This is a genomic window from Mesorhizobium sp. B2-3-5, from assembly GCF_006442395.1.
In the GTDB taxonomy this organism is placed as follows: domain Bacteria; phylum Pseudomonadota; class Alphaproteobacteria; order Rhizobiales; family Rhizobiaceae; genus Mesorhizobium.
The window spans coordinates 1-20,701 of the sequence record NZ_VFVX01000029.1; the positions used below are offsets into that span (position 1 = coordinate 1).

General features: G+C 63.7%; 21 protein-coding genes. 4 read left to right on the forward strand and 17 right to left on the reverse strand.

Annotated elements, in window-relative coordinates; all coding sequences use genetic code 11:
- The 8 genes from FJ958_RS24720 to FJ958_RS24755 form a co-directional block, all read right to left on the reverse strand.
- A partial coding sequence (locus FJ958_RS24720; RefSeq protein ID WP_140746438.1) for a cation:dicarboxylase symporter family transporter occupies positions 1–922 on the reverse strand: 922 nt, incomplete at its 3' end.
- 114 nt (positions 923–1,036) lie between these two features.
- Positions 1,037–1,390, reverse strand: coding sequence for a cupin domain-containing protein (locus tag FJ958_RS24725; protein WP_140746441.1), 354 nt, complete (start codon positions 1,388–1,390; stop codon positions 1,037–1,039).
- Positions 1,391–1,394: 4 nt separating this feature from the next.
- Positions 1,395–2,420: a zinc-binding alcohol dehydrogenase family protein gene (locus tag FJ958_RS24730; RefSeq protein ID WP_140746444.1), complete on the reverse strand. Its 1,026-nt coding sequence runs from the start codon at positions 2,418–2,420 to the stop codon at positions 1,395–1,397.
- An 18-nt stretch (positions 2,421–2,438) separates the two neighbouring features.
- A complete protein-coding gene (locus FJ958_RS24735; RefSeq protein ID WP_140746605.1) occupies positions 2,439–3,353 on the reverse strand; it encodes a 3-keto-5-aminohexanoate cleavage protein in 915 nt (304 codons plus the stop codon).
- Positions 3,354–3,368: 15 nt separating this feature from the next.
- A complete protein-coding gene (locus FJ958_RS24740; RefSeq protein ID WP_140746447.1) occupies positions 3,369–4,187 on the reverse strand; it encodes an SDR family oxidoreductase in 819 nt (272 codons plus the stop codon).
- 28 nt (positions 4,188–4,215) lie between these two features.
- On the reverse strand, positions 4,216–5,058 hold the full coding sequence (locus tag FJ958_RS24745; protein WP_140746608.1) for a dioxygenase: 843 nt from the start codon (positions 5,056–5,058) through the stop codon (positions 4,216–4,218).
- A 341-nt stretch (positions 5,059–5,399) separates the two neighbouring features.
- On the reverse strand, positions 5,400–6,485 hold the full coding sequence (locus FJ958_RS24750) for a maleylacetate reductase (RefSeq protein WP_140746450.1): 1,086 nt from the start codon (positions 6,483–6,485) through the stop codon (positions 5,400–5,402).
- Between the two features lie 18 nt (positions 6,486–6,503).
- A complete protein-coding gene (locus tag FJ958_RS24755) occupies positions 6,504–7,403 on the reverse strand; it encodes a LysR family transcriptional regulator (RefSeq protein ID WP_140746453.1) in 900 nt (299 codons plus the stop codon).
- 114 nt (positions 7,404–7,517) lie between these two features.
- On the opposite strand from FJ958_RS24755, the gene FJ958_RS24760 reads away from it, so the two are divergent.
- Together FJ958_RS24760 and FJ958_RS24765 are read left to right on the forward strand one after the other, a co-directional pair.
- Entirely contained in the window at positions 7,518–8,450 is a 933-nt protein-coding gene (locus tag FJ958_RS24760; RefSeq protein WP_140746456.1) for a ring-cleaving dioxygenase, read from the forward strand.
- Between the two features lie 58 nt (positions 8,451–8,508).
- Entirely contained in the window at positions 8,509–9,120 is a 612-nt protein-coding gene (locus FJ958_RS24765) for an alpha/beta hydrolase (RefSeq protein WP_140746459.1), read from the forward strand.
- Between the two features lie 196 nt (positions 9,121–9,316).
- Here FJ958_RS24765 and FJ958_RS32200 read toward each other — a convergent pair whose 3' ends face one another.
- Complete coding sequence (locus FJ958_RS32200) at positions 9,317–9,559, reverse strand: hypothetical protein (protein WP_246679748.1); 243 nt, start codon at positions 9,557–9,559, stop codon at positions 9,317–9,319.
- On the opposite strand from FJ958_RS32200, the gene FJ958_RS24770 reads away from it, so the two are divergent.
- The gene (locus FJ958_RS24770) at positions 9,470–11,002 is read left to right on the forward strand and encodes a VOC family protein (RefSeq protein WP_246679742.1); all 1,533 of its coding nucleotides are present in this window, start codon (positions 9,470–9,472) and stop codon (positions 11,000–11,002) included. The two genes, FJ958_RS32200 and FJ958_RS24770, sit on opposite strands and share 90 nt — an antisense overlap.
- Positions 10,962–11,300, forward strand: a complete 339-nt coding sequence (locus tag FJ958_RS24775) for a GNAT family N-acetyltransferase (RefSeq protein ID WP_210243473.1) — start codon at positions 10,962–10,964, stop codon at positions 11,298–11,300. The genes FJ958_RS24770 and FJ958_RS24775 overlap by 41 nt, the downstream gene beginning before the upstream one ends.
- A gap of 51 nt (positions 11,301–11,351) precedes the next feature.
- Here FJ958_RS24775 and FJ958_RS24780 read toward each other — a convergent pair whose 3' ends face one another.
- From FJ958_RS24780 to FJ958_RS24815, 8 genes are all read right to left on the reverse strand, one after another.
- Positions 11,352–12,071, reverse strand: coding sequence for an ABC transporter permease (locus FJ958_RS24780; protein ID WP_181176510.1), 720 nt, complete (start codon positions 12,069–12,071; stop codon positions 11,352–11,354).
- 4 nt (positions 12,072–12,075) lie between these two features.
- A complete protein-coding gene (locus tag FJ958_RS24785) occupies positions 12,076–12,783 on the reverse strand; it encodes an ABC transporter permease subunit (protein WP_140746471.1) in 708 nt (235 codons plus the stop codon).
- An 84-nt stretch (positions 12,784–12,867) separates the two neighbouring features.
- A complete protein-coding gene (locus tag FJ958_RS24790) occupies positions 12,868–13,665 on the reverse strand; it encodes a transporter substrate-binding domain-containing protein (protein WP_140746474.1) in 798 nt (265 codons plus the stop codon).
- 72 nt (positions 13,666–13,737) lie between these two features.
- Positions 13,738–15,708 carry a DUF2817 domain-containing protein gene (locus FJ958_RS32480; RefSeq protein WP_281406685.1) on the reverse strand — a complete coding sequence of 657 codons (1,971 nt, stop codon included), beginning with the start codon at positions 15,706–15,708 and terminating at the stop codon, positions 13,738–13,740.
- 64 nt (positions 15,709–15,772) lie between these two features.
- Positions 15,773–17,299, reverse strand: a complete 1,527-nt coding sequence (locus tag FJ958_RS24800; RefSeq protein WP_140746480.1) for an FAD-binding oxidoreductase — start codon at positions 17,297–17,299, stop codon at positions 15,773–15,775.
- Positions 17,296–18,417, reverse strand: coding sequence for an aminotransferase class I/II-fold pyridoxal phosphate-dependent enzyme (locus FJ958_RS24805; RefSeq protein ID WP_140746483.1), 1,122 nt, complete (start codon positions 18,415–18,417; stop codon positions 17,296–17,298). The genes FJ958_RS24800 and FJ958_RS24805 overlap by 4 nt, the downstream gene beginning before the upstream one ends.
- 46 nt (positions 18,418–18,463) lie before the next feature.
- Complete coding sequence (locus FJ958_RS24810; RefSeq protein ID WP_140746486.1) at positions 18,464–19,594, reverse strand: 2Fe-2S iron-sulfur cluster-binding protein; 1,131 nt, start codon at positions 19,592–19,594, stop codon at positions 18,464–18,466.
- A complete protein-coding gene (locus FJ958_RS24815) occupies positions 19,591–20,631 on the reverse strand; it encodes an aromatic ring-hydroxylating dioxygenase subunit alpha (RefSeq protein ID WP_140746489.1) in 1,041 nt (346 codons plus the stop codon). The genes FJ958_RS24810 and FJ958_RS24815 overlap by 4 nt, the downstream gene beginning before the upstream one ends.
- Positions 20,632–20,701: the final 70 nt, after the last annotated feature.

Below are 20,701 nucleotides of genomic sequence, written 5' to 3' on the forward strand. Positions count from 1 at the left end.
AGACGTAGCCGGTCGGCACGACGAGGCCAACGACAGGCTTGGAGACGCCGGCGCGCTCCAGCTTTTCCATCAGGCTGGGCAAGGCCGAGTCCGAGGACGAGGTGCCGAGCACGAGCAGGATTTCTTCCTTGATGTAGAGCAGGAACTTCAGAATACTGAAGCCCGCCCACCAGCCGATGAGACCGAGCACGCCGAATACGAATATGATGCTGGTGAGGTAGAACGTGCCGATCAGGAATACGAGCGGGCCGAGCGCGGAAACGCCGTATTTGCCGACGGTAAAGGCCATTGACCCGAACGCGCCGATCGGCGCCAGCCGCATGATGACGTTGATGGCACCGAACACCAGGTGCGAGCCGGCATCGATCACGTCCCTGACCGGTTTGGCGCGGTCGCCGAGATGCGACAGCACATAACCGAACAGGACCGAGATCAGAACGACCGGGAGGATATCGCCTTTGGCGAAAGCGTCGACAATGGTGGTCGGAATGATGTTCATCAGGAAGTCGCTGACCGACTGTTCGGCGGCCTTGCCGGCATAGGCCGCGACCGCGCCTGCATCGAGAGTCGCCGGATCGGCGTTGAAGCCGGCGCCGGGCCTGATCAGATTGCCGACGATCAGACCGATGATCAGCGCAATCGTCGACACGACCTCGAAATAGACGAGCGCCTTGCCGCCAACCCTGCCGACCTTCTTCAGGTCGTTCATGCCGGTGATGCCGGACACGACGGTGCAGAAAATGACCAGTGCAATCACCATCTTGATGAGCTTGATGAAAGCATCGCCGAGCGGCTTCATGTCGATGCCGGCTTGCGGCCAGAAGTGGCCGAGCACGATGGCCGCCGCGATACCGATCAGCACCTGAACATAGAGGATCTGGTACCAGGGTTTACGCGGACGTCGGGAATGCACGTGAGCCATTAGGGTCCTCCCTTGGGCGAATGAAATCGCGACGACGGGCAGCACCCGTCGCGTGGGTTGATGGTTGGCATGCGTGGTCGCGAAGCCCGCGCTGGCGGGCGTCTCAGGCGCCGGTCAGCGTGGCGGTCCGGTCGCCTGCAATGGCATCACCAGCAGGACCGTGGCGGGCTCCTGGGTATGGTTGTGCAGCCGGCGGGCCTCGTTCGGCCCGATACGGCAGGAATCCCAACGGCGCAGGCGCACGTCCTCGCGGCCGTTCGATACGGTGACTTCTCCATCGAGTACGACGTAGATCTTCTCGACGTTCGAAGTGTCGAGCGTCGTGCCGCCACCGGACGCAAGGGTTGATGCGCCGAGCCAGACCGTGTCGGCTGGTCCGGCCTCGCGTCCTTGCAGCCGCGCCATATGCATGTCGTGATGGCCGGGTGCGTCATAGGCGGGCGCTTCGGCGAAACGGACGACGTGCATGGCGTCAGCCTCCAGGCACCAGAACGACGCGGTGCCGCGACGAGCCCATCACCGCCTGGTAGGCGGCGTAGGCGTCATCGAACCGGTAGACGGCATCGTCGACGATCGGAAACGGCTTCAGCGAGCCGTCGGCGAAACCCGGCGTCAGCGCTTTGAGGATGGCGCCGGTCTCGACCGAGCCGAGCGCGATGGTGTCGATGCCGACATAGGTGTGGCGGCCCTTGTAGAAAGCGAGGATGTCGAAGCTGACGAAGCGGTCTATAACGGAAATGAAGATGGCCCGACCGCCGACCGCCATCGACTTCTGGCCGATCTCATAGAACGGGTCGCCGACAGTGTTGAAGACGATGTCGGCCCCCTTGCCGCCAGTAAGTTCGCGGATCTTCGCCGGCACATCCGTCGTGTTCGCCGCGATCACCTCCACTGGCCCGTTGGCGTGGCCGGCATACGGTTCTTCGCGCCGCACCACACCGATCACGCGCGCACCGAGCCAACTGGCGATCTGTGCCGCCGCCTGGCCAACCTTGCCGTTGAGCCCGAGGATCATCGCAGTCTCGCCCGCGATCGGCAGGCCCGCACGCCGCAACCCTTCCCAGGCGGTGACGAACGGCACGCCGATGCCGGCGGCTTGGCGGGCGCCGATACCTTGCGGAACCTCGACGACGGCACTCGCCTCGACGATCATGTGGCTGGCGTGCGAGCCGTCCTGGCGGATACCGAGATCGCCCGATGAACCGAACACCAACTTCCCGACAAGGGCTGCCGGGCCGGCCACGACCTTGCCGGCATAGTCGCGCCCGGGCGTCCGTGGAAATACGGCATAGGGCATGAGGCCGGTGGCTGCCTTGGCATCCGAAGGGTTCACCGCGGCGGCGTGGATCTCCACCACGACCTCGTGGCCCGCGACCGCGCGTAGCGGGTGTTCCTCGACAGCGAGCCTGATCGCCGCATAGTCCGGCGCTTTCTCGTACAGGCGCAGTCCTCTCGCCGAGACCTGGAGATGGCGTGGATGTTCGGTGGTGAGTGACATGGTCGGCTCCGTTCGATCTCAGGCGACGCGCTTGGTGTTCGCCGGCCGGACAGGCAGGCCAAGAATGGCTCGCGCCTCGCGCGGATTGGCGACCTGGCCGCCAAGGTCTTCGACGATGCGGCGTGCCTTCTCGACCATTGCGGCGTTCGACGGCGCCAGCATGCCGCGCTCGAGATAGATGGCATCCTCCAGGCCGACCCTCACGTGACCGCCGGCAAGGTAGGACTGCGCGACCATGTGGAAGGCGGAGCGGCCGATGCCGATCGCGGTGAAGGCGGCATCCGGCGGCAGAAGGTTGCGGGCATAGACGACGGTCTCAGGCGACGGCTGGAAGCCATAGCGCACGCCCATGACCAACGAAGTAAGCGGAGGTCCCTGCAGCGTGCCGTCGGCGAGAAGATCGGCCAGCAGCGCGATGTCGCCCGAATCGAACAGTTCGATTTCCGGCCTGACGCCGGCCCCGGCGATCACCTTGGCCATGCGGCGCACATTGCCGGGCGTGTTGATAACCACCTCGCCGCCCGAATTCATGGTGTTGAGGTCGAGCGTGCAGATGTCGGGCTTGAGCGCGGCGATGTGCTCGACGCGGCGCTCGGGCGCCAACAGCGTCGTGCCGGGGCCGGCGACCCTGGGATCGTCCTGCGACGGCACAAACCGGCCGCCGGGACCGGTGGTCAAATTGACGATCAGTTCCGGGTTCGACCCGCGGATGCGGTCCAGCACCTCGCGATAGAGCTCGAGTTCCATCGATGGGCGCCCAGTCCGCGGATCGCGAACGTGGATATGCACGACCGCCGCGCCAGCCTCGGCGGCGCCGAGCGCCGACTCCGCGATTTGTTGTGGCGTGATCGGCAAATGCGGCGTCTGTTCTGGCTTGGTCAGATTGCCGGTGATCGCGCAGGTGATGATGATTTTTGGCAGCGGCGAGCGCATCATTCAGCCTCCGTCCTAGAGCGCACGGCCGCCGTCGACCTGGACGATGTGTCCAGTCGAATAGCCTAGCATGGTGGCGCATGCGGTGATGGCGGCAGCGATGTCCTCCGCCTCGCCAATCCGCCTGAGCGGTGTCGAGGCGCTGACCCTGTCGTTGAAGTCGGTGCCGCGGCCGGGCACGAACTCAGTGTCGACGACACCAGGCGACACCGCCAGCACCCGCACCTCGGGCGCAAGCACCCGTGCCAGCGCCTTGGTCATCACATCGATGCCGGCCTTGGCGGCACAGTAGGCGATCGAGGAACCAACGCCTGTGAAGGCGGCGATAGACGAGATCGACACGACGAGCCCGTCGCCGGAAGCCTTCAACATCGGCGCGAAGGTGCGGATCGCCGCGAACTGACCTCGCCAGTTGACCTGCAGCATGCGATCGATCAGCTCGTCGGTTAGTGCGTCCAGGTCGGCATGCAGCACCGGCTTGGTGAAGCCGGCGGCGTTGACCAGGATATCGAGCCGTCCGTAGCGGTCCTGAAGCCGCGTGCGCAGCGCAATCAGCGATGGGGTATCGACCACATTGGCGACATAAGCGGCGTGATCGCCGCCCAGCTCGGCGATCAGCGCCTTGGCCGCGTCCGTATCGCGCTCGGTGTCGAGATGCGTGACCACCACCGTTGCGCCGGCGGCGACCAGCATGCGGCTGGTGGCCGCGCCGATGGCGCCGGCGCCGCCGACGACGAGCGCGACCTTGCCGGCAAGGGAGCGGGGATAGGATGGTCGCGGACGCGCCGAGACCGATGAGGAGGCGGCGGCCCCCGGCTGGATTGAATTCGACATGATTGCTCTCTCGCGTGTTGAGGGACGACTAGCGGATAGGAGGGGTCGGCAGCTTGGCTTCGCCGGCCTCCATGACGAAATCGTAGGTCAATCGGAACCACGGGCCGTCGATCCCGGGAACCGGGGCGGCACCGACACCTTGCTGGAAATCACCGATGAGGTGGCGCGTGACGCCGAAGACCACGTCGCTCTCGAGATGCTGGTCGTCATCGACGAAGACCTGGGTGATCAGCGTCTTGTAGCCGGGCTTGTAGCAGAGGAAATGCAGGTGCGCCGGCCGATAGGGATGGCGCAGCTGTGCGCGCAGGAGATCGCCGACCGGGCCATCGGTCGGCACCGGATACCCGGCCGGCTTGACCGAGCGGAACCAGATGCGCCCCTCCGCGTCGGTCCGGAACTTCCCGCGCAGGTTCATGTCGGCCTGGCCAGGGTCCTGGTTCTCGTAGAGCCCGACCGGCGAAGCCTGCCATATGTCAACCTCGACGTCAGGCAGCGGGTTACCGTCCGGGTCGGTGATGCGGCAATTGGCAAACAGGGCCGGTCCGGGCGTTTCGGACCGGACGATCGAGCCGCCGTTCTCGGTCGCCGGGGAATGCATGCGCCAGAACGGCCCGAGCAGGGCCGAGGCGGTCTCGGTGGCGCCGTTCTGACCGTTGTTCAGGAGGCAGACTAAAGTCGAAAAGCCGATTGCATCCGAGAACAGGACGCCTTCATTGTGCGCATCGTGCGTGGACTGGCCTATCCGGTTGAGAAAATCGACGCCGAGTTCGAACTCCTCCTCGGTTAGCTTCACCTCGCGAGCAAACGCGTGCATGTGCCGCACGAAGGCTGCGACGACCTCGCGCAGACGGGCGTCAGGGGTCCGCGACATGGCATTGAGCACGACATCCGTCACCGCAGCTTGATCCCCGATGATGTGAGAGCGACGTCCGACCTCGTATTCCTTGGCTCCTGTTCCTGCGCTCATCGTCTCCTCCGATGCATAGTTTGCTTGCGATATGCAATCGATTGCATTTCAATATGCGATCGATTGCATACTGTCAAGCGAGGCTAGTGGCGCGGTTGCAGCGGGATCGGAATATTCAGGACGCAACGGGCTCGGCGGCGGATGCTCGGATCAAGACGGCGCGCGCTCGGATGCTGGTGAACGAAACTGGTCAGCCGTTCGGGATCACCCGTGACGCCTGCCCATCCACCATTGGAACTGTTTTTTCAGCCCTTGCCGCTTTGGCTACGGTCCTCCCCGGCCCACGCCGATCTCAGCAGACCGAGGATTTCGTCGCGTATCAGCGGCCGCGGATTCCAATAGGCGGCCGACATCGCAATATCTGCTGCGCCGGCGAGATCCGCTTCGCGCATTCCAAGCTCACGCAAGGCCCGTGGCGCTCCGACGCCGTCCGCGAAGATTGCAAGTGCATGGCCGACGTCGCCGTCATCAAAGATTTCGCGCATCGGATCCAGAAGGGCACCTGTGGCGGTCGCGTTGAAGGCGATCGTATAGCGCAGCATTACCGCGTGGGTCTCGGCATGAGGCAGGCCGAAGGAGCCGCCGAGCACATGGCATAGCTTGTGGTGCAAGGCCATGCCGACTTGCCCGAGCACAGTGCCGCACAGCCATGCCCCATAGAGGGTCTCGCCACGCGCCGTGAGATCCCGAGGATTGCGGCAGACATCCGGCAACGCCCTCCGGAACGCTCGAAGCCCCTCTGTCGCGAGAAGCGTCGATATCGGATTGCGATCGCGCGCATAGAGCCCCTCGGCCGCATGCGCCATGGCGTTGAGCGCGCTTGCCACGGTCGTCGAAGCCGGCAGCGACCGGATAAGTTCGGCGTCGTAGAGGATGACCTTGGGCTGAACCCGGGCATCCGTCAACGTCGTCTTGACCCCGTCTTCGGTCTGACCGAGCACCGGAGTGGCTTCGCTGCCGGCATAGGTCGTCGGCAGCACGATTTGCGGCAGTCCGGTTCTCAGTGAAAGCGCCTTGGCAAGCCCAATGGTTGATCCACCGCCGATCGCGACCAGGCAATCCCCGTCCATTTGTCCAACTTGTAACATGGCCTCCTGGGTCACCGGCACGGGCGTGTGCATTTGCGCGAGCGGCACTACGCCTGCAGCGAGGTCGCCCACATCCGTCCTCAGGTCGTGCGCCATCGCGACCTGGCCGGGGGTCGAAATTATGATCGCGCGCCTGCAGCCGAGGCGCTCGACCTCGGCGCCGGTGTCATGGCGAACCCCTGGGGCAAACCGGACCCGGACTGCTGCCTGGGAGAATGCGAATTCAGGTAGAAACGATGACATCGGCCTGCTTTCTCCGGCTCAGAACGAGCGGATTTCCTGGATATAAGCTTCGAAAAAATCGGAGAAGGTGGCAACCCGGAGCGGTAGCTTTTCGTAAGGCGGATAGTAGAGCGTGAGCCATATCTGCGGAGTGGTCCAGTCCGCAAGAACCTCCACCAGCCTTCCAGCGGCGAGATCATCGTCAACGATGAACCGGGGCAAGAGCACGATCCCTTCGCCGTTGAGGGCAAGTCGGGCGAGCAGATCGCCACTGTTGGAGCTGAAGGCGCCGGTTGCCTTGTGGGTTCGCCGGCCGCCGCCTTTCGAGAGTTCCCACTGCTCATCGCGCGCATCCGACCCGTAGCTGAGGCAATCATGCTCCGCCAGATCGTCGGGCGACTGCGGGGTACCGCGGGAGGTCAGATATTTTGGGGCAGCAACCAGCACCCGCGGCACCTCCCTTATCTTGCGCCAGATGGTCGACTTGTCGACGGGCGGTCCGGAAATCCGGATCGCGAGATCGTAGTCCTCTTCGACGATGTCGACGAACCCGTCGGAAAGCGCCAGGGAGACGTGCGTCTGCGGATACAGGATCACGAATTGCGAGAGTACGGGGGGTAGCACTTTCAGCCCTAGTGAAAGCGGGGCGCTGATGCGGATGCCACCGGACGTTATCCCCTGAGCCTCGCGGGTTTCCTCGGCCGCACGGACGAGCCCCAGGGAAAGAGGCGCCACGCGCGCCGCGTAGACGGCTCCGGCGGATGTCAGGGACACCTGCCGCGTCGTGCGCACCAGCAATTGCACGCCGAGCTGCCGTTCAAGCCCGGCGATGGTGCGCGTCACCGAGGCTGGCGTCATGCCGAGCTGGCGCGCCGCGCCGGCAAAACTGCCTTGTTCGGCGACGGCCAGGAATACGCGCAGAGATTCGAGTTCACCCATTCGGAGATTATTACGATAGAGGCAACAATCAATGCAAGATTATGCCTATTCCGAGAGCGAAAGTGGGAGGCTATCTGTTGCTCAACGAAGACAACCAAGAGCGAGGACACCACCATGCCTACCCAGATCAAAGGACTGCATCACGTCACTTCGATGGCTGCCGATGCACAGGAAAACAATGACTTTTTCACCAAGACGCTGGGCCTGCGCCGGGTCAAGAAAACCGTCAATTTCGACGCGCCGGACGTCTATCACCTCTATTATGGCGACGAGGTCGGTTCCGCCGGCACTGTCATGACCTATTTCCCGTTCCCGCATATCGCCAAAGGCAATCGCGGCGCCGGTGAGGTCTCCGAAACCGTGTTTTCGGTGCCGAAGGAAACGCTTGGCTACTGGAAAGAGCGTTTTGCCGGCAAGGGCGTGCTCGGACTGCAAGAGGTCGAAGCTTTCGGGGAGAAGCGCCTGCGCTTCCTCGGCCCGGATGGCGACGGATTTGCCCTGACTGAAGTCGATGGCGACAAGCGTCAGCCCTTCGCCGGCGGAACGGTGCCGACCGCCGAGGGTGTCCACGGATTCCACGGAGTGACCATGCGGCTGCGTGACGGCGGTGCGACGGGCGAACTCCTGAAATATATGGGCTACGAGGAAGCCGATCGGCGGGGAGCGCTGACCCGTTACGCCATCAAGGGCGGCAATGGCGCCGACTTCGTCGACATCGAGGTGTTGCCCGGCGCCCCGGCGGCACGCCAGGGTGCCGGCTCGGTCCATCACGTCGCCTTCGCGGTCGAGGACAGAGCGGCCCAGGCCGAGGTGCGCAAGGCACTGATGGACACGGGCTATCACGTCACCCCGGTTATCGACCGCGACTATTTCTGGGCCATCTATTTCCGCACGCCCGGAGGTGTCCTGTTCGAGGTGGCGACGCATGAACCCGGATTCAATCGCGACGAGGACACCGCCCATCTCGGCGAGGCGCTGAAGTTGCCGCTTCAGCACGCCTCCCTGCGCGACCGGATCGAAGAGATCCTCCCACCCATCGTCGACTGACATCGGAAATCCCGCCCCCGGCTCCGGCCGGCGGCCTTCAGTGAAATAGGAGAACACCATGTCTCGTGACGCTTACCAACATTTCGCAAAGCAGCCCGAAATCGGAGCTCCGCTTGTCTTCGCGTTCCACGGCACCGGCGGCGACGAACAACAGTTCACCGGTCTGATAGGGCAGATATTGCCCGGAGCCGGCATCATCTCGCCGCGAGGCGACGTGTCCGAGCATGGCGCAAACCGCTTTTTCCGCCGCAAGGCGGAAGGTGTCTACGACATGGCGGACCTTGCGACCCGTACCAGGAAGATGACGGATTTCATCCGCGCCCACCGGGAAGCGAATGAAAGCGCAACGGTCTTCGGACTCGGCTATTCCAACGGCGCGAACATTCTCGCTTCGGTGATCCTCGATGCACCAGAGCTCTTCGACCGGGTGGTGCTGATGCACCCGTTGATCCCTTGGTCGCCGCGACCCAATCCGGGTCTTCGATCACTTGAGGTTCTGATCACCGCCGGCAGGCGCGATCCGATCTGCCCGCTGCCTTTGACCGAGGCGTTGGCCGGCTATCTCGAAGGCCAGGGCGCGAAGGTCGATTTAAAATTGCACGATGGCGGGCATGAGGTCAGGCAGCAGGAGATCGATGCCGTCGCCACCTTCCTGACCCGCGGCCCATAAGGCGCCTTGCAGCGACCGGTTTTCCGTTACCCAGCCGGTCGCTGCGACCGCATGTTTGACCGATCTTCGAGAACGAGAGTATCCACTTCGATCGCGGGCCAGAAGTTGAGGCGGGTCAGGTGAGAGGCTCGATGCCGCAAGACAGGTCTGGATTCCGCCCGCCGCCCGGAGACGACGCCGAATTTTCTCGTCCCGGCTATCGACGCTTCAGGTCACTGATCTTAAGCAATGCCATTCCCTCGATGCGCCGACGAGGCCGCTTCATGCAGATAAACCCGACAGACAGGATGCCGACATGAGCAGCCATCAGCCAAGCGGCATCCATCACGTCACCCTGATCACCCGCAATGTGCAGGCGAATGTCGATTTCTATGTCGGTTTCCTTGGGTTGCGGCTGGTCAAGCGCACAGGCGGTTATGAGGATGCCGAACAGCTCCATCTTTTCTATGGTGATGGGCTTGGATCTCCAGGTTCACTCGTCACCTTCCTTGTCTGGGAAGACGGCGCGCCGGGGCGCGTGGGCAATGGCCAGGTTTTTGAAATAGCCTTCGCGGTTCCTCCGGCCAGCCTTGGCGAATGGATGACGCGCGCCTTGAAATATGGCGTTGCGGTTGACGGGCCGATGCACGAATTCGGCGAAGCTGTCCTGAGACTGAAGGACCCGGATGGCATCATCGTGAAACTGGTCGCTTCCAATCTTTCTGCGACGCATCCATGGGGCAAAGCCGAGATCGCCCCGCGGCGGTTGCGGGCCGTGACGATCCTGTCGGAAGTTCCGGAAGAGACCGCCGCTTTCATCGAGAGGTTCGGCTATCGGCGTGGTCCCAGCCGGGGCAGTATCACGCGTCTTCTGTCCGATACCGATGCCGTCGACATCCGTGACGGCTCTGGCTATGTCCCTGGCATCCCCGGCACCGGTACGGCCGACCATGTTGCATTCCGTGCCTCGGACACCGCGGCCATTGATGCATTGCGGGAGCAACTGTCGCGGCTCAATTCGTCGCCCACCAATGTCCACGACCGGCGCTATTTCACGTCGCTCTATGTGCGCGAGCCCGCGGGCACTTTGCTGGAAGTGGCAACGGACGGGCCGGGCTTCACCGTCGACGAAGCGGCGGAGCAACTGGGGACAACCTTGATGCTGCCTCCGGCCGACAAGGACCGCGCCGATGATCTTCGGATCATGTTGCCGCAGTTCGCCTTGCCTGGAGAGGCGCGTTTGCCACGGCGCGACCTGCCGTTCGCGCATCGCTTTCATACACCCGAAAATCCGGACGGCAGCACGATCATCCTGCTGCATGGCAGCGGCGGGACGGAGGCGGATCTGATGCCGCTGGCGCATCGGGTGGCGCCGCGCGCGACATTGCTCGGCGTGCGCGGACGCAGCCACGAAGAGGGAAGCGCGCGCTGGTTCCGCCGGATGACGGCCACCACCTTCGATCAGGCCGACATCAAGGCCGAGGCCGAGGCCTTCGCGGCCTTCGTGGAAGGCGCCATCACGGGTTATGGACTCGAATCCGGACGCATAAGCTTTCTCGGATTTTCCAACGGCGGGAATTTCGCCGCCGCGATGATTGGTCTGCAACCGGGAGTCATCCGCCGGGCGATCCTTTTGCGATCAATGCCGGTGCTGGAGACCTTGCCCACGGCCGACCTGAGCAACGTTGGCGTTCTGATGGTCTCCGGCTCGCGCGATCCGTTTGGTGACGGCTCCCGACTGGCGAATTGGCTCGCAGCGTCCGGCGCGAAGCTGGAGGTGCACACTATCGATGCAGGGCATGAACTTGTCCCGCAGGATACGTTGGTCGCACAGGAGTGGTTTGGCAGGAACAACGGAGAAGATCATGGCCGACATCAAAATCAGCAAGGAACAAACCGGTGAGCGGCATGGACGCTATGTGGCCCGCATAGAGGGGATCGCCGCAGAGGCCGAGATCACCTTCACGAAGAGGGGCGCCGATCTGATCAGCGCCGATCACACGGGTGCGCCGGAAACGATGAGGGGAACTGGCGCTGCCGCGGCCTTGGTTTCCTTCATGGTGGAAGATGCACGCAGGAGCGGCTTCAGGATTCTGCCGATATGTCCCTATGTCCGCGCGCAATATCGCAAGCATCCCGAATGGGCCGACGTCATGACGCTGCCTCCGGGCGCGGAGCCCAATTCCGGGAAGCACGGTTGATCCATCCGGATTTGTAGCTCGCTCGCCGCTGGCGCGTCGAGGGAAGCACCGTCACGAGGCTGTCGAAGACGGTGCCGCCGCAACCTGGCGTGACGAGGCCTCGTGCCGCATGAGAAAACGCTCTATCGACCGGATGGTCGCGATCAACAGCAGATTGATCACCAGATAGAGCACCCCGGCGATGGCGAAAATCTCGAAGATCGCAAAGGTCTGGCTCATCAGCCGCTTGGCATAGCCGGTGATTTCCAGCACCGTGATCGTCGAGGCAAGGCTGGTGCCCTTGACGACGAGGATGAGTTCGTTGCCATAGGCCGGCAGCGCCTGGCGGATGGCGAGCGGGAACTCGATGCGCCGGAACCGCAAGATGCGCGACATGCCGCAGGCCTGGGCCGCCTCGACAAGCCCGACCGGAACCGACATCAATCCGCCGCGCAGGATCTCGGATGTGTAAGCGGCCGTGTTCAGCGCCAGGGCCAGGACGGCGCAGCGCGCGCCGTCGCTGATCACCCACCACGAAGCCGCGTTGTCCTTGATCAGGGGAAGCTGGCCGAGCCCGTAGTAGAACAGGAAAATCTGCACCAGCAGCGGCGTCCCGCGAAAGACGTTGCTGTAGTATTTGGCGAAGCCTGAAAGAAGCCGGTTCGAGGACAGGCGCATCAGCGCCAGGCCGAGACCCAGATTGAAGCCGATCAACACCGAAACGAACGTCAGCGCGGCCGTTACCCACAGGCCCTTGAGCAGAACGGGAACCGCAAGCTGGATGAGGTCCATCATGCTACTTTCTTGTCCGCAGCCTGAGCAGGCGTTCGATCCCGTCGAACCCGGCCTGACTTGCAAGCGTGATGAGGAGATAAACCACCGCCGCGATCAGATAGAAGATGAACGGATGGCGGGTGGAATTGGCGCCGATGAATGAAATGCGCATCAGTTCCTGAAGGCCGACCACCGATACCAGGGCCGTGTCCTTGATGGTGGTCTGCCAGACATTGTTGATGCCGGGAACCGCTATGCGCAGCATCTGAGGGGCGATGATACGACGGAAGATCCGGCCGCCCGGCAGCCCGAGCGCGCGAGCGGCCTCGATATGCCCATTCGGGATGGCGCCGAGCGCCCCGCGCACGACCTCGGTCGAATAGGCGCCGGAGATGGCGCCGATGGCGATGACCGCGATGACGAACGCATAGCCGCTCTCCGCGACGCCGGCATAGCCGAAAGCCGTCACGACCCTGGTCACGAATTCAACCGAACTGAAAAACAAGAGGTAGATGATGAGCAGCTCCGGCACGCCGCGCACCAGCGACGTATACGCATCGACCAGCAGCGAAAGCGGAAATATCCGGGCCCATTTGATCAGGCCGCAGACAATGCCGATCACCAGCCCGGCCGCCATGCTGACGAGACCGACGAGGATCGTTATCGAAGCGCCGCGCAAGATCGCGGGCACCCAACCCGCTTCCCAAACCTGCCAGAGACCGAATTCCATGTGAGTGCCTAGTCTGCGCGAATGATACGAAGCCCGGATGCATGCGCCCGGTTGCCCGGGCACATGCGATAGAAGTCCACGGCGTTATTGGCAGGGCCGGGAAATGTCCGTCTTGAACCATTTCTGGCTGGCCTTGCCGACCGAACCATCGGCGATCAGCTCGCAAAGCCCCTTGTCGATCTTGGCCTTGAGTTCGGTGTTGTCCTGCGCGATGCCGACGCCGATGCCCTCGCCAAGAGTCGGATCGAACGTGCTCTTGATCTCGACGCCGACCAGCTGAAAATTCTTGCCATCGGGCTTGTCCAGGAAGTCCTGCAAGGCGGATTGATCGGCGAAAGCGGTATCGATGCGGCCGCTCGCCAGGTCGATCTGCATCTGGTCGAGCGTATCGTAGGTTTTCAGGTCGGCGTTCGGCGCACGCTTCTCGAGGAAATGCGCGTGCGTCGTGCCGGCCTGCACGCCGACTTTCTTGCCGTCGAGCGATTTCAGCAGCGTGTCGACGTCGGTGATGGCGGCCAGATCAGAGCCCTTGGCCGCGACGAACATGTTGGCCAGTTCGGCGTAGCCGACGCTGAAATTGATCTCCTTCTTGCGATCGGCGGTGATCGACATGCCCGAGATGATGACGTCGAAGCGCTTGGCCTTCAGCGCCGGGATCAACCCGTCGAAGGCCTGCACGACGAAGTGGCACTTCACTTGTAGCTTGGTGCAGAGCAATGCGCCGACATCGGCGTCGAAACCGGTGACATTGCCATTGGCGTCGGACATGCTCCATGGCGGGTAGGCGCCTTCCGTTCCGATGGACAATTCGCCTTCGGCGGCCAATGCGCTGCCCATGCTTCCCGCGAGAAAGGCGAGCAGCGTCAAGACTTTCAGTTTCATGTCAGTTCCCCTTGTTGTTGATCTTCATTGCCGTTGTCCGGTGCGAACCGAACGCTTCGAGGGTGTGGTTCCTCACTGCGTGCGCGCCAGGAACTGACGCAAACGCTCCGAGCGCGGGCTGCCGAACAGCTCCGCGGGCGCACCCTCCTCCTCCACCTTTCCCTGGTGGAGAAACAGAATCTTGTGGGAGACCTCGCGCGCAAACTGCATCTCATGCGTCACGAGGATCATGGTGTTGCCTTCCTCCGCCAATTGGCGGATCACCCGCAGCACCTCGCCGACCAATTCGGGATCGAGCGCCGATGTCGGTTCGTCGAAAAGGATGACCTTGGGCCGCATCGCAAGCGTTCGGGCGATCGCCGCCCGCTGCTGCTGGCCGCCGGAAAGCTGGCCCGGATAGTGGGCGTGCTTGTCGGCGAGCCCGACCTTCTTCAACAGGGCGTGGGCGTGTTCGATGGCCTTCTCGCGGGGCTCTTTCAGCACATGCCGGGGCGCCTCGATGATGTTCTCCACCACCGTCATGTGCGGCCAGAGATTGAAGTTCTGGAACACCATCCCGACGCGGGCGCGGATGCGTTCGACCTGCGCCATGTCGGCCGGCCCGACACGGCCGTTCGACAGCGGCTTCATCTTGATGACCTCGCCGTCGATGGCGACCTTGCCGCCATCCGGTTGCTCCAGGAGGTTGATGCAACGCAGGAACGTGCTCTTGCCGGATCCGGACGAGCCGATCATGGAAATCACCTCCCCGGCATGCGCCGTGAGATTGACCCCCTTCAACACCAGAAGGGAGCCGAAGCTCTTGTGAAGCTCGTCGATCTGCACGGCTGGCGTCGTGGGCTTCGGTTCCTGGGCGGGAGCCTCGGCAACCATCGCGGCGCGAACGGTTGGCGACGTTTGTTCGCTCCCGATGGCCTCGTCCTGGCCGATCTCGACAGCCTGCAGGTCCGCCAGCGCACGATCGAAATAGCGCAGGCTGCTGGAAAGGCAGACCCGCTGCCAATCCGCATCGTCCGGAATGAAGGCCGAGCGCAGCGTTTCCCGGATCCGCTTGCCCAGCGGCGAATCGAGCTTGCCGAACAGATGCAGCCAGTTGTCGGCTTGCACCGCTTCCATCACGGCCGGGCCGTCGAGCGTGCCGCATTCGACGACAAGCGGCAGCACACGCGCGTTCGGCATGGCCTTGCGGACGGCATCGGAGACATAGCCGGTCGCGGTCGCCGCGATGCCGGTGCCCGTCTTGGCGCCCGGACCTGTCAGGACTGTCGCAAGCGCTGGCCCGAAGATGGATTTGCCCCAGGCAAGGCCGGGATGCTCGGAACTCGCCACCGAGAGCAGAGCCGGATAACCATAGGGCCCGGCGCCGGTATGCAGGTCGAAGACGATGACCTGGCGCGCCCCGCCGGCAAAAGTCTTCAGGATCTCGTGCAAGGTGCGGTTCGACCAGACGGGACCGCCGCCACCGTAATACAGCCCGTCGGCGAATTCATACTGGCCGGCCTCGACGATTGCCGCCAACCCGGCATGCCCGAGTTTCTTGCGCGCCACGGCGAGCTTCTCGTCGGCCGCTATGCGATCCGGCCCTTCCCATTCATGGTAGGCCAGCGCGTCGTGCAAGCCGGCATAGCCGTTGTTGACGGGAGCGCCCGACGACCAGTCGATCAAGTTGCGGTTGAGATCGACATTGTCTTCATTGACACGCCGCGACCACGCCGTGCCCCAGGGATTGATGAGGTGGATGGCAAGGATCGCCGTATCGTCGGGCAAACGCCGCAGGTTCTTCTGGCCGAGCCACGCGGTCTGGCAAGCCGAGCCGAACGGCCCCTCGACACCATGCGTTCCGGAGATGACCACGATCAGCTTCGGCGCATCGCGGCGGCCAAGCAGCGCCACATCGGTCGCCAGAGCCTCGCCATCCGGTCCGTTCAGCGGATGAATATGTTCAGACAGTTCCGCGCCCGCCCGCTTGGCCGCTTCGCGAAATCCCCGGCGCAAGCCGGCGAAATCCGAGGCATAGGGCGCCGGCTCTGCATGGCGTACCATTGGTCCCGCCGGGCGACTGGCAGCTGCGGTCAATCCGTTCATTCCCTGTCGTTCCGCCGTGGGGCTATTCATCGTTGAGATCGCTCGCGTTCTTAAGGGGCAATCGGCGCTCGTTGCCTTGGGGTAGCGGGCTGCGGGACCGGACGAACCAGGCATCGCAGGCAAGCACCTTGTCGGGGTTCATGATCGACTGATCGTCCAGTGCTCTTTTCACCCGCTCCATTGCGGCGAGTTTCGTCGGGTCGGCTGTCGCCAGCAGGGAATGGATGCGCTTCGACCCAACGCCATGCTCGGCGGAAAAGGAACCGCCAATCTCCCGAAGCTGTTGATACAGGACGTCCTCTACCGCCTTCGCGAGGTGAGGAGCCAGCGGACCCTGGCGGTTGAGCACGATATGCAGGTTCCCATCGGCCAAATGCCCGAAGACATAGGGCGCGAGACCCGGCTCGATCGCGGCAAGGCCGGGCATGATCCTTTCGAGATAGGCTGAAATCTCAGACAATGGCACGGATACGTCGAAGGAAGGCGCATTGGGATGAGCGCGGTAAAGCACGCCGCTGTCCTCGCGCAGCCGCCACAAATCGTCCTCCTGTCGCCGTGAGCCGGCAATGATGCCGGTCGCCTCGGGATGACGCTCCATCGCTTCCGAGTAAATCCGCTCGAAATCCTCGCGCAGCGCATCCTCGCGGGCCCCGCCAAGCGACAGCAGGAGAAACAGCGGCTGCTCGGGCGCAACCCCGGGTTCTGACCATCCATGCGCGGCGGCTGCCAGCCTGAAATATGAGTTCCACATCGCCTCAGCCGCGCGCAGATGCCCGGCATCCGATTCAAGCGCCAGCCGAATTGTCCGCAGGGCCGCCTCGACCGACGGCAGGCCGAAAAGCGCGGTGGCGGTGGCTCGCGGCGAAGGGTCGAGCTTGACGACCACGCGGGTGACGATGCCGAGCGTTCCCTCGGCACCGATGAAGAGATGCTTCAGGTCATAGCCGGCGGAATTCTTCACCACCCGGGTCAGATCGGAATAGATCGATCCGTCTGCCAGCACGGCCTCGAGACCAAGCACGCGATGGCGCATGACGCCGTTGCGAAAGGCCATCACCCCACCGGCATTGGTGGACACCATGCCGCCGATCGTGGCCGAGCCGCGCGCTGCAAGGTCTATGCCCGGTTCCAGCCGGTGTTCGAGCGCGGCCTGCTGCAGGGCTTCCAGAGTGACGCCGGCGCCGACCACCGCCACGCGCTCGATCGGATCGAGCCGATCGATGTGGCTCATGCGCGCCGTCGACAGGACGATCTCGCCCGGCCGCGAAATGCTGCCCCCGACCAGGCCGGTCCGCCCGCCTTGCGGCACGATGGGAACCTCGTTGCGGCGGCAAATGCGCACCACTGCCGCGACCTCCTCTGTCGACGAAGGCGTGACAACAATGCCGGCACCACAATCCGTGCCGTTCGACCCAAGGTCGATCGCCCTGGCATCGTCGCCGGTCCACACGTTCGAGGCGCCGACGACACCGCGGATGCTGTCGACAACAGGCAATGGCACCGCCTGGCCGATCCAGTTCAGTTGCCCTGGAGAAGCGACGCCGCTCATTGTCTCGCCAAACCCTGGAGCGCCGTGATCAGCCGGTCGTTGTCCGCCGGGGAGCCGATGGTGACGCGCAGAAAGCGTTCATAGCCGGCCTCACGCCACGCCTTGACGATAATCCCCTGCTCCAGGAGACCAGCGGCGAGGCTCGAACTGTCGCCCTTGCCCTCGAAGAACAGGAAGTTCGTTTGCGACGGCGCCACCAGGAAGCCAAGACCGGCGAGCGCGGCGGCGACACGGGCACGCTCGCCTCTGATGCGCCCCACCGACGCCTTCATCCAACCTTCGTCGGCAAGGGCGGCAATAGCGGCTGTCTGCGCCGCGGCGTTGACGTTGAACGGCGTCTTTGCGGCGGCAATCACTCTCGCCAGCTCAAGGCCGGAACAGACGGCATAACCCGCGCGCAGTCCGGCCAGGCCATAAGCCTTCGAGAAGGTCCGCAGCACGACATGGTCGATAGAACTGTCGCGCAGAACCTCGATACCGTCCGGCGCGCCGGGATCGGCAAACTCGAAATACGCCTCGTCGAGGACGAGAAGCGTGCCGGGCCGAACGGCGCCGATCAGCCGTCGCAAGCTGGAGCGATCGAGACCGGGGCCGACCGGGTTCCAGGGCGAGGATATGAAGACCACTCGCGGCCCGGCGGCGATTGCTGTTTCGAGCCCGGCAACGTCGAAGCCCATCTCCAGCGTCATGGCGATCTTGACGACGTCAGCACCCGCCGCCAGCGGCTCTATCTCATGCAAGCCGAAGCTCGGCACCGTCGTCACCACCGAAGCGCCCGGCACCAGGACGGCACGCGAGATGGCGGCGATCATCTCCTCGGAGCCATTGCCGACGACGATCAGGTTGGGGTCGACCGTCAGTCTATCGCCAAGTGCCGTCCGCAAGGCCGTGCAGGCCGGATCGGCATAACGCCATGGCTCAAAGGACGAGGAGGCCAGCGCGGCGGTGACGGCGGGAGAACAACCGTCGGGGTTTTCGTTGCTGGCAAGACGGGCGATGTCGTGGCGCCCGCTCAGCGCCCGCGCCATCGCGATGTTCATGCCGGCATTGTAGGGCGGCAATGCCGCGACATGCGGATTGAGTGGGAAGCTTGAGGCTGGTTTGACCGACTGTTCCAAATCCCGACTTCCGTTTCCCCCGGCCACGCGCGGCACGACGATCTTGTCAAATATCCAGGACGACTGATCCGCGCGGCGTCGAGCAGCACAGCAGCACGTCGCCTGCCCTGAGCTCGTCCAGCGGTTCTTCGAAATAGGCGACCTCGCCCGAAACCAGCCGCGACTTGCAGGTGCCGCAGATGCCGGCCCGGCAGCTGAATTCCGGTGTCAGGCCCTGATGCTCGGCGAAGTCGAGCAGCGATGCCGCCGAGCCGTCCCAGACCGCCTTGAGGCCCGATTTTCGGAATTCCACGGTTGTCGCCTCGCCGGTCGCCTCGATCCTTGCCGATTGCAAGGGGACCGGGGGAGCTCGCACCGCATCCGGTTCGAGCACCGTCGCCGGGCCGAAAAATTCGTAGGCGATGCGATGCTTCGGCACGCCAAGGCCGCGCAACAGGGCGTAGATCGCCTGCATGAACGGCGGTGGCCCGCAAAGATAGAAATCATAGTCGTCGATCGGCAACAGGCGCTGCAGCACGTCTCGCGAAATCATGCCCTCGCTGTGGAAGCGCCGCTCGGCCCTGTCGCGCTCGGACGGCGATCGGTAGCAGTAATGGGCGATCAGCCCGGGCCGGGTGGCGACAAGGCCCGTCACCTCGTCGCGCAGCGCATGCACGTCGCCGTTCTCGCAGGCGTGAATGAAGGTGGCATGGCGGTCCGGCGTCGAGGTCAGCGCATGCAGCATCGACACCATCGGCGTCAGCCCGACGCCGCCGCTGAGCAGCACGACCGGGCGGGTGCTGGTCCTGTCGAGCACGAAATCGCCGCGCGGCCCTTCAGCCTGAAGCACATCGCCGACATCGATCCGGTCATGCAGGAAGCACGAGCCTGTCCCGTCGCGAAGCCCCGGCGCGGGTGCGACCTCGCGCTTGACACTGATCCGGTAGCGGCCCTCGCTGGCCGGCGAACAGGAGACGCTGTAGTTGCGCAGCACGTATCCCCTTTCGCCAGCGGCATTCCCGGGCAACGGAATGCGGAACACCAGGAACTGGCCCGGCTCGAAAGCGCGCCAGTCGCGTGGATTGACCGGTTCGAAATGAAACGACGTGATGACAGCACTTTCCTTCACCTTCGCGACCACCTTCAGGTCGCGAAACCCGCTGCTTGCGATAGTGTCGCGGGCGGTGAATGCGTTCATTCGGCGGCCGCCAATTCCTGGCTCTCGCTGGCGATCAGCTTGGCCAGATTGCGGCGGAAGCGCAGCGGCCCGACATCGATCTTCAGATCGAGATTGGGCGTATGCTTGTCGGCCATGCCCTTGTGCACGGCATTGAGCACGACGCGGTCCTCGTCGAAGGCGCCACGCACCGACGTGGCGAACTGGCGCGAAACCTCCAGATCGTCGGGCGCGAAATTGCGCATCTGGAACCAGTAGTATTTCGTCTGGTTCTCATCGACCGGCGTCATGAAGTTGTAGCTGTCCATGAGGAACACGTCCTCGTGCAGCGGCTTGCCCTCGCCGCCGGTGCGGGCCGGCACGAAGATCGCCTTGATGATCGCGTTGGAGGGGTAACGCACCTCATAGTGCTGCTTGCGGTCGCAATTGCCGGCGAATTTGAGGAAGGGCGCATAGAAAGGCGCCGGCTCCGCATCGACGACCCAGCGCCACACGGTCACACCGTCAGTGCCGACCGTGGTTTCGAGCGGCGCATCCTCCATGGCCTGGACGCCGCCGAAGGAGGATTGGTGGACCCACGACACATGTGAGGGATCGAGCAGGTTATCGGTCATGTAGAGATAATTGCAATCCAGCGACATCGACTCGCCGCGGTTGACGCCCCATGCCGGATCGCCCCAATGGTCGACCTCGAAAATCAAGGCGGGATCAGCCTTTGACGCCTCGCCCATCCATATCCAGAGCAGCCCGTAGCGTTCGGCGATCGGATAGGAGCGGACGCACGCGACATGCGGTATCTTTTCCGCGCCCGGCACCCGCGTGCAGGTTCCCGTGCTGTCGAAGGTCAGGCCGTGATAGCCGCATTCGACCGCGTCGCCCTTGATGCGGCCCATGGACAAAGGCAGCTTGCGATGCGGACAGGCGTCTTCGAGCGCCGCCACAGCGCCATCGGTCCGTCGGTAGAGGACAATGTCCTCGCCAAGGATTCGGACGGGCACCAGCCGGTCGGCGACCTCATGATCCCATGCGGCAACGTACCAGCAGTTTCGAAGAAACATGGCGTCCTCCCCAGCTTGTGAACACGAAAACGGATATCGTGCGAGCTTGGGACGACATAGGGCTTGCATC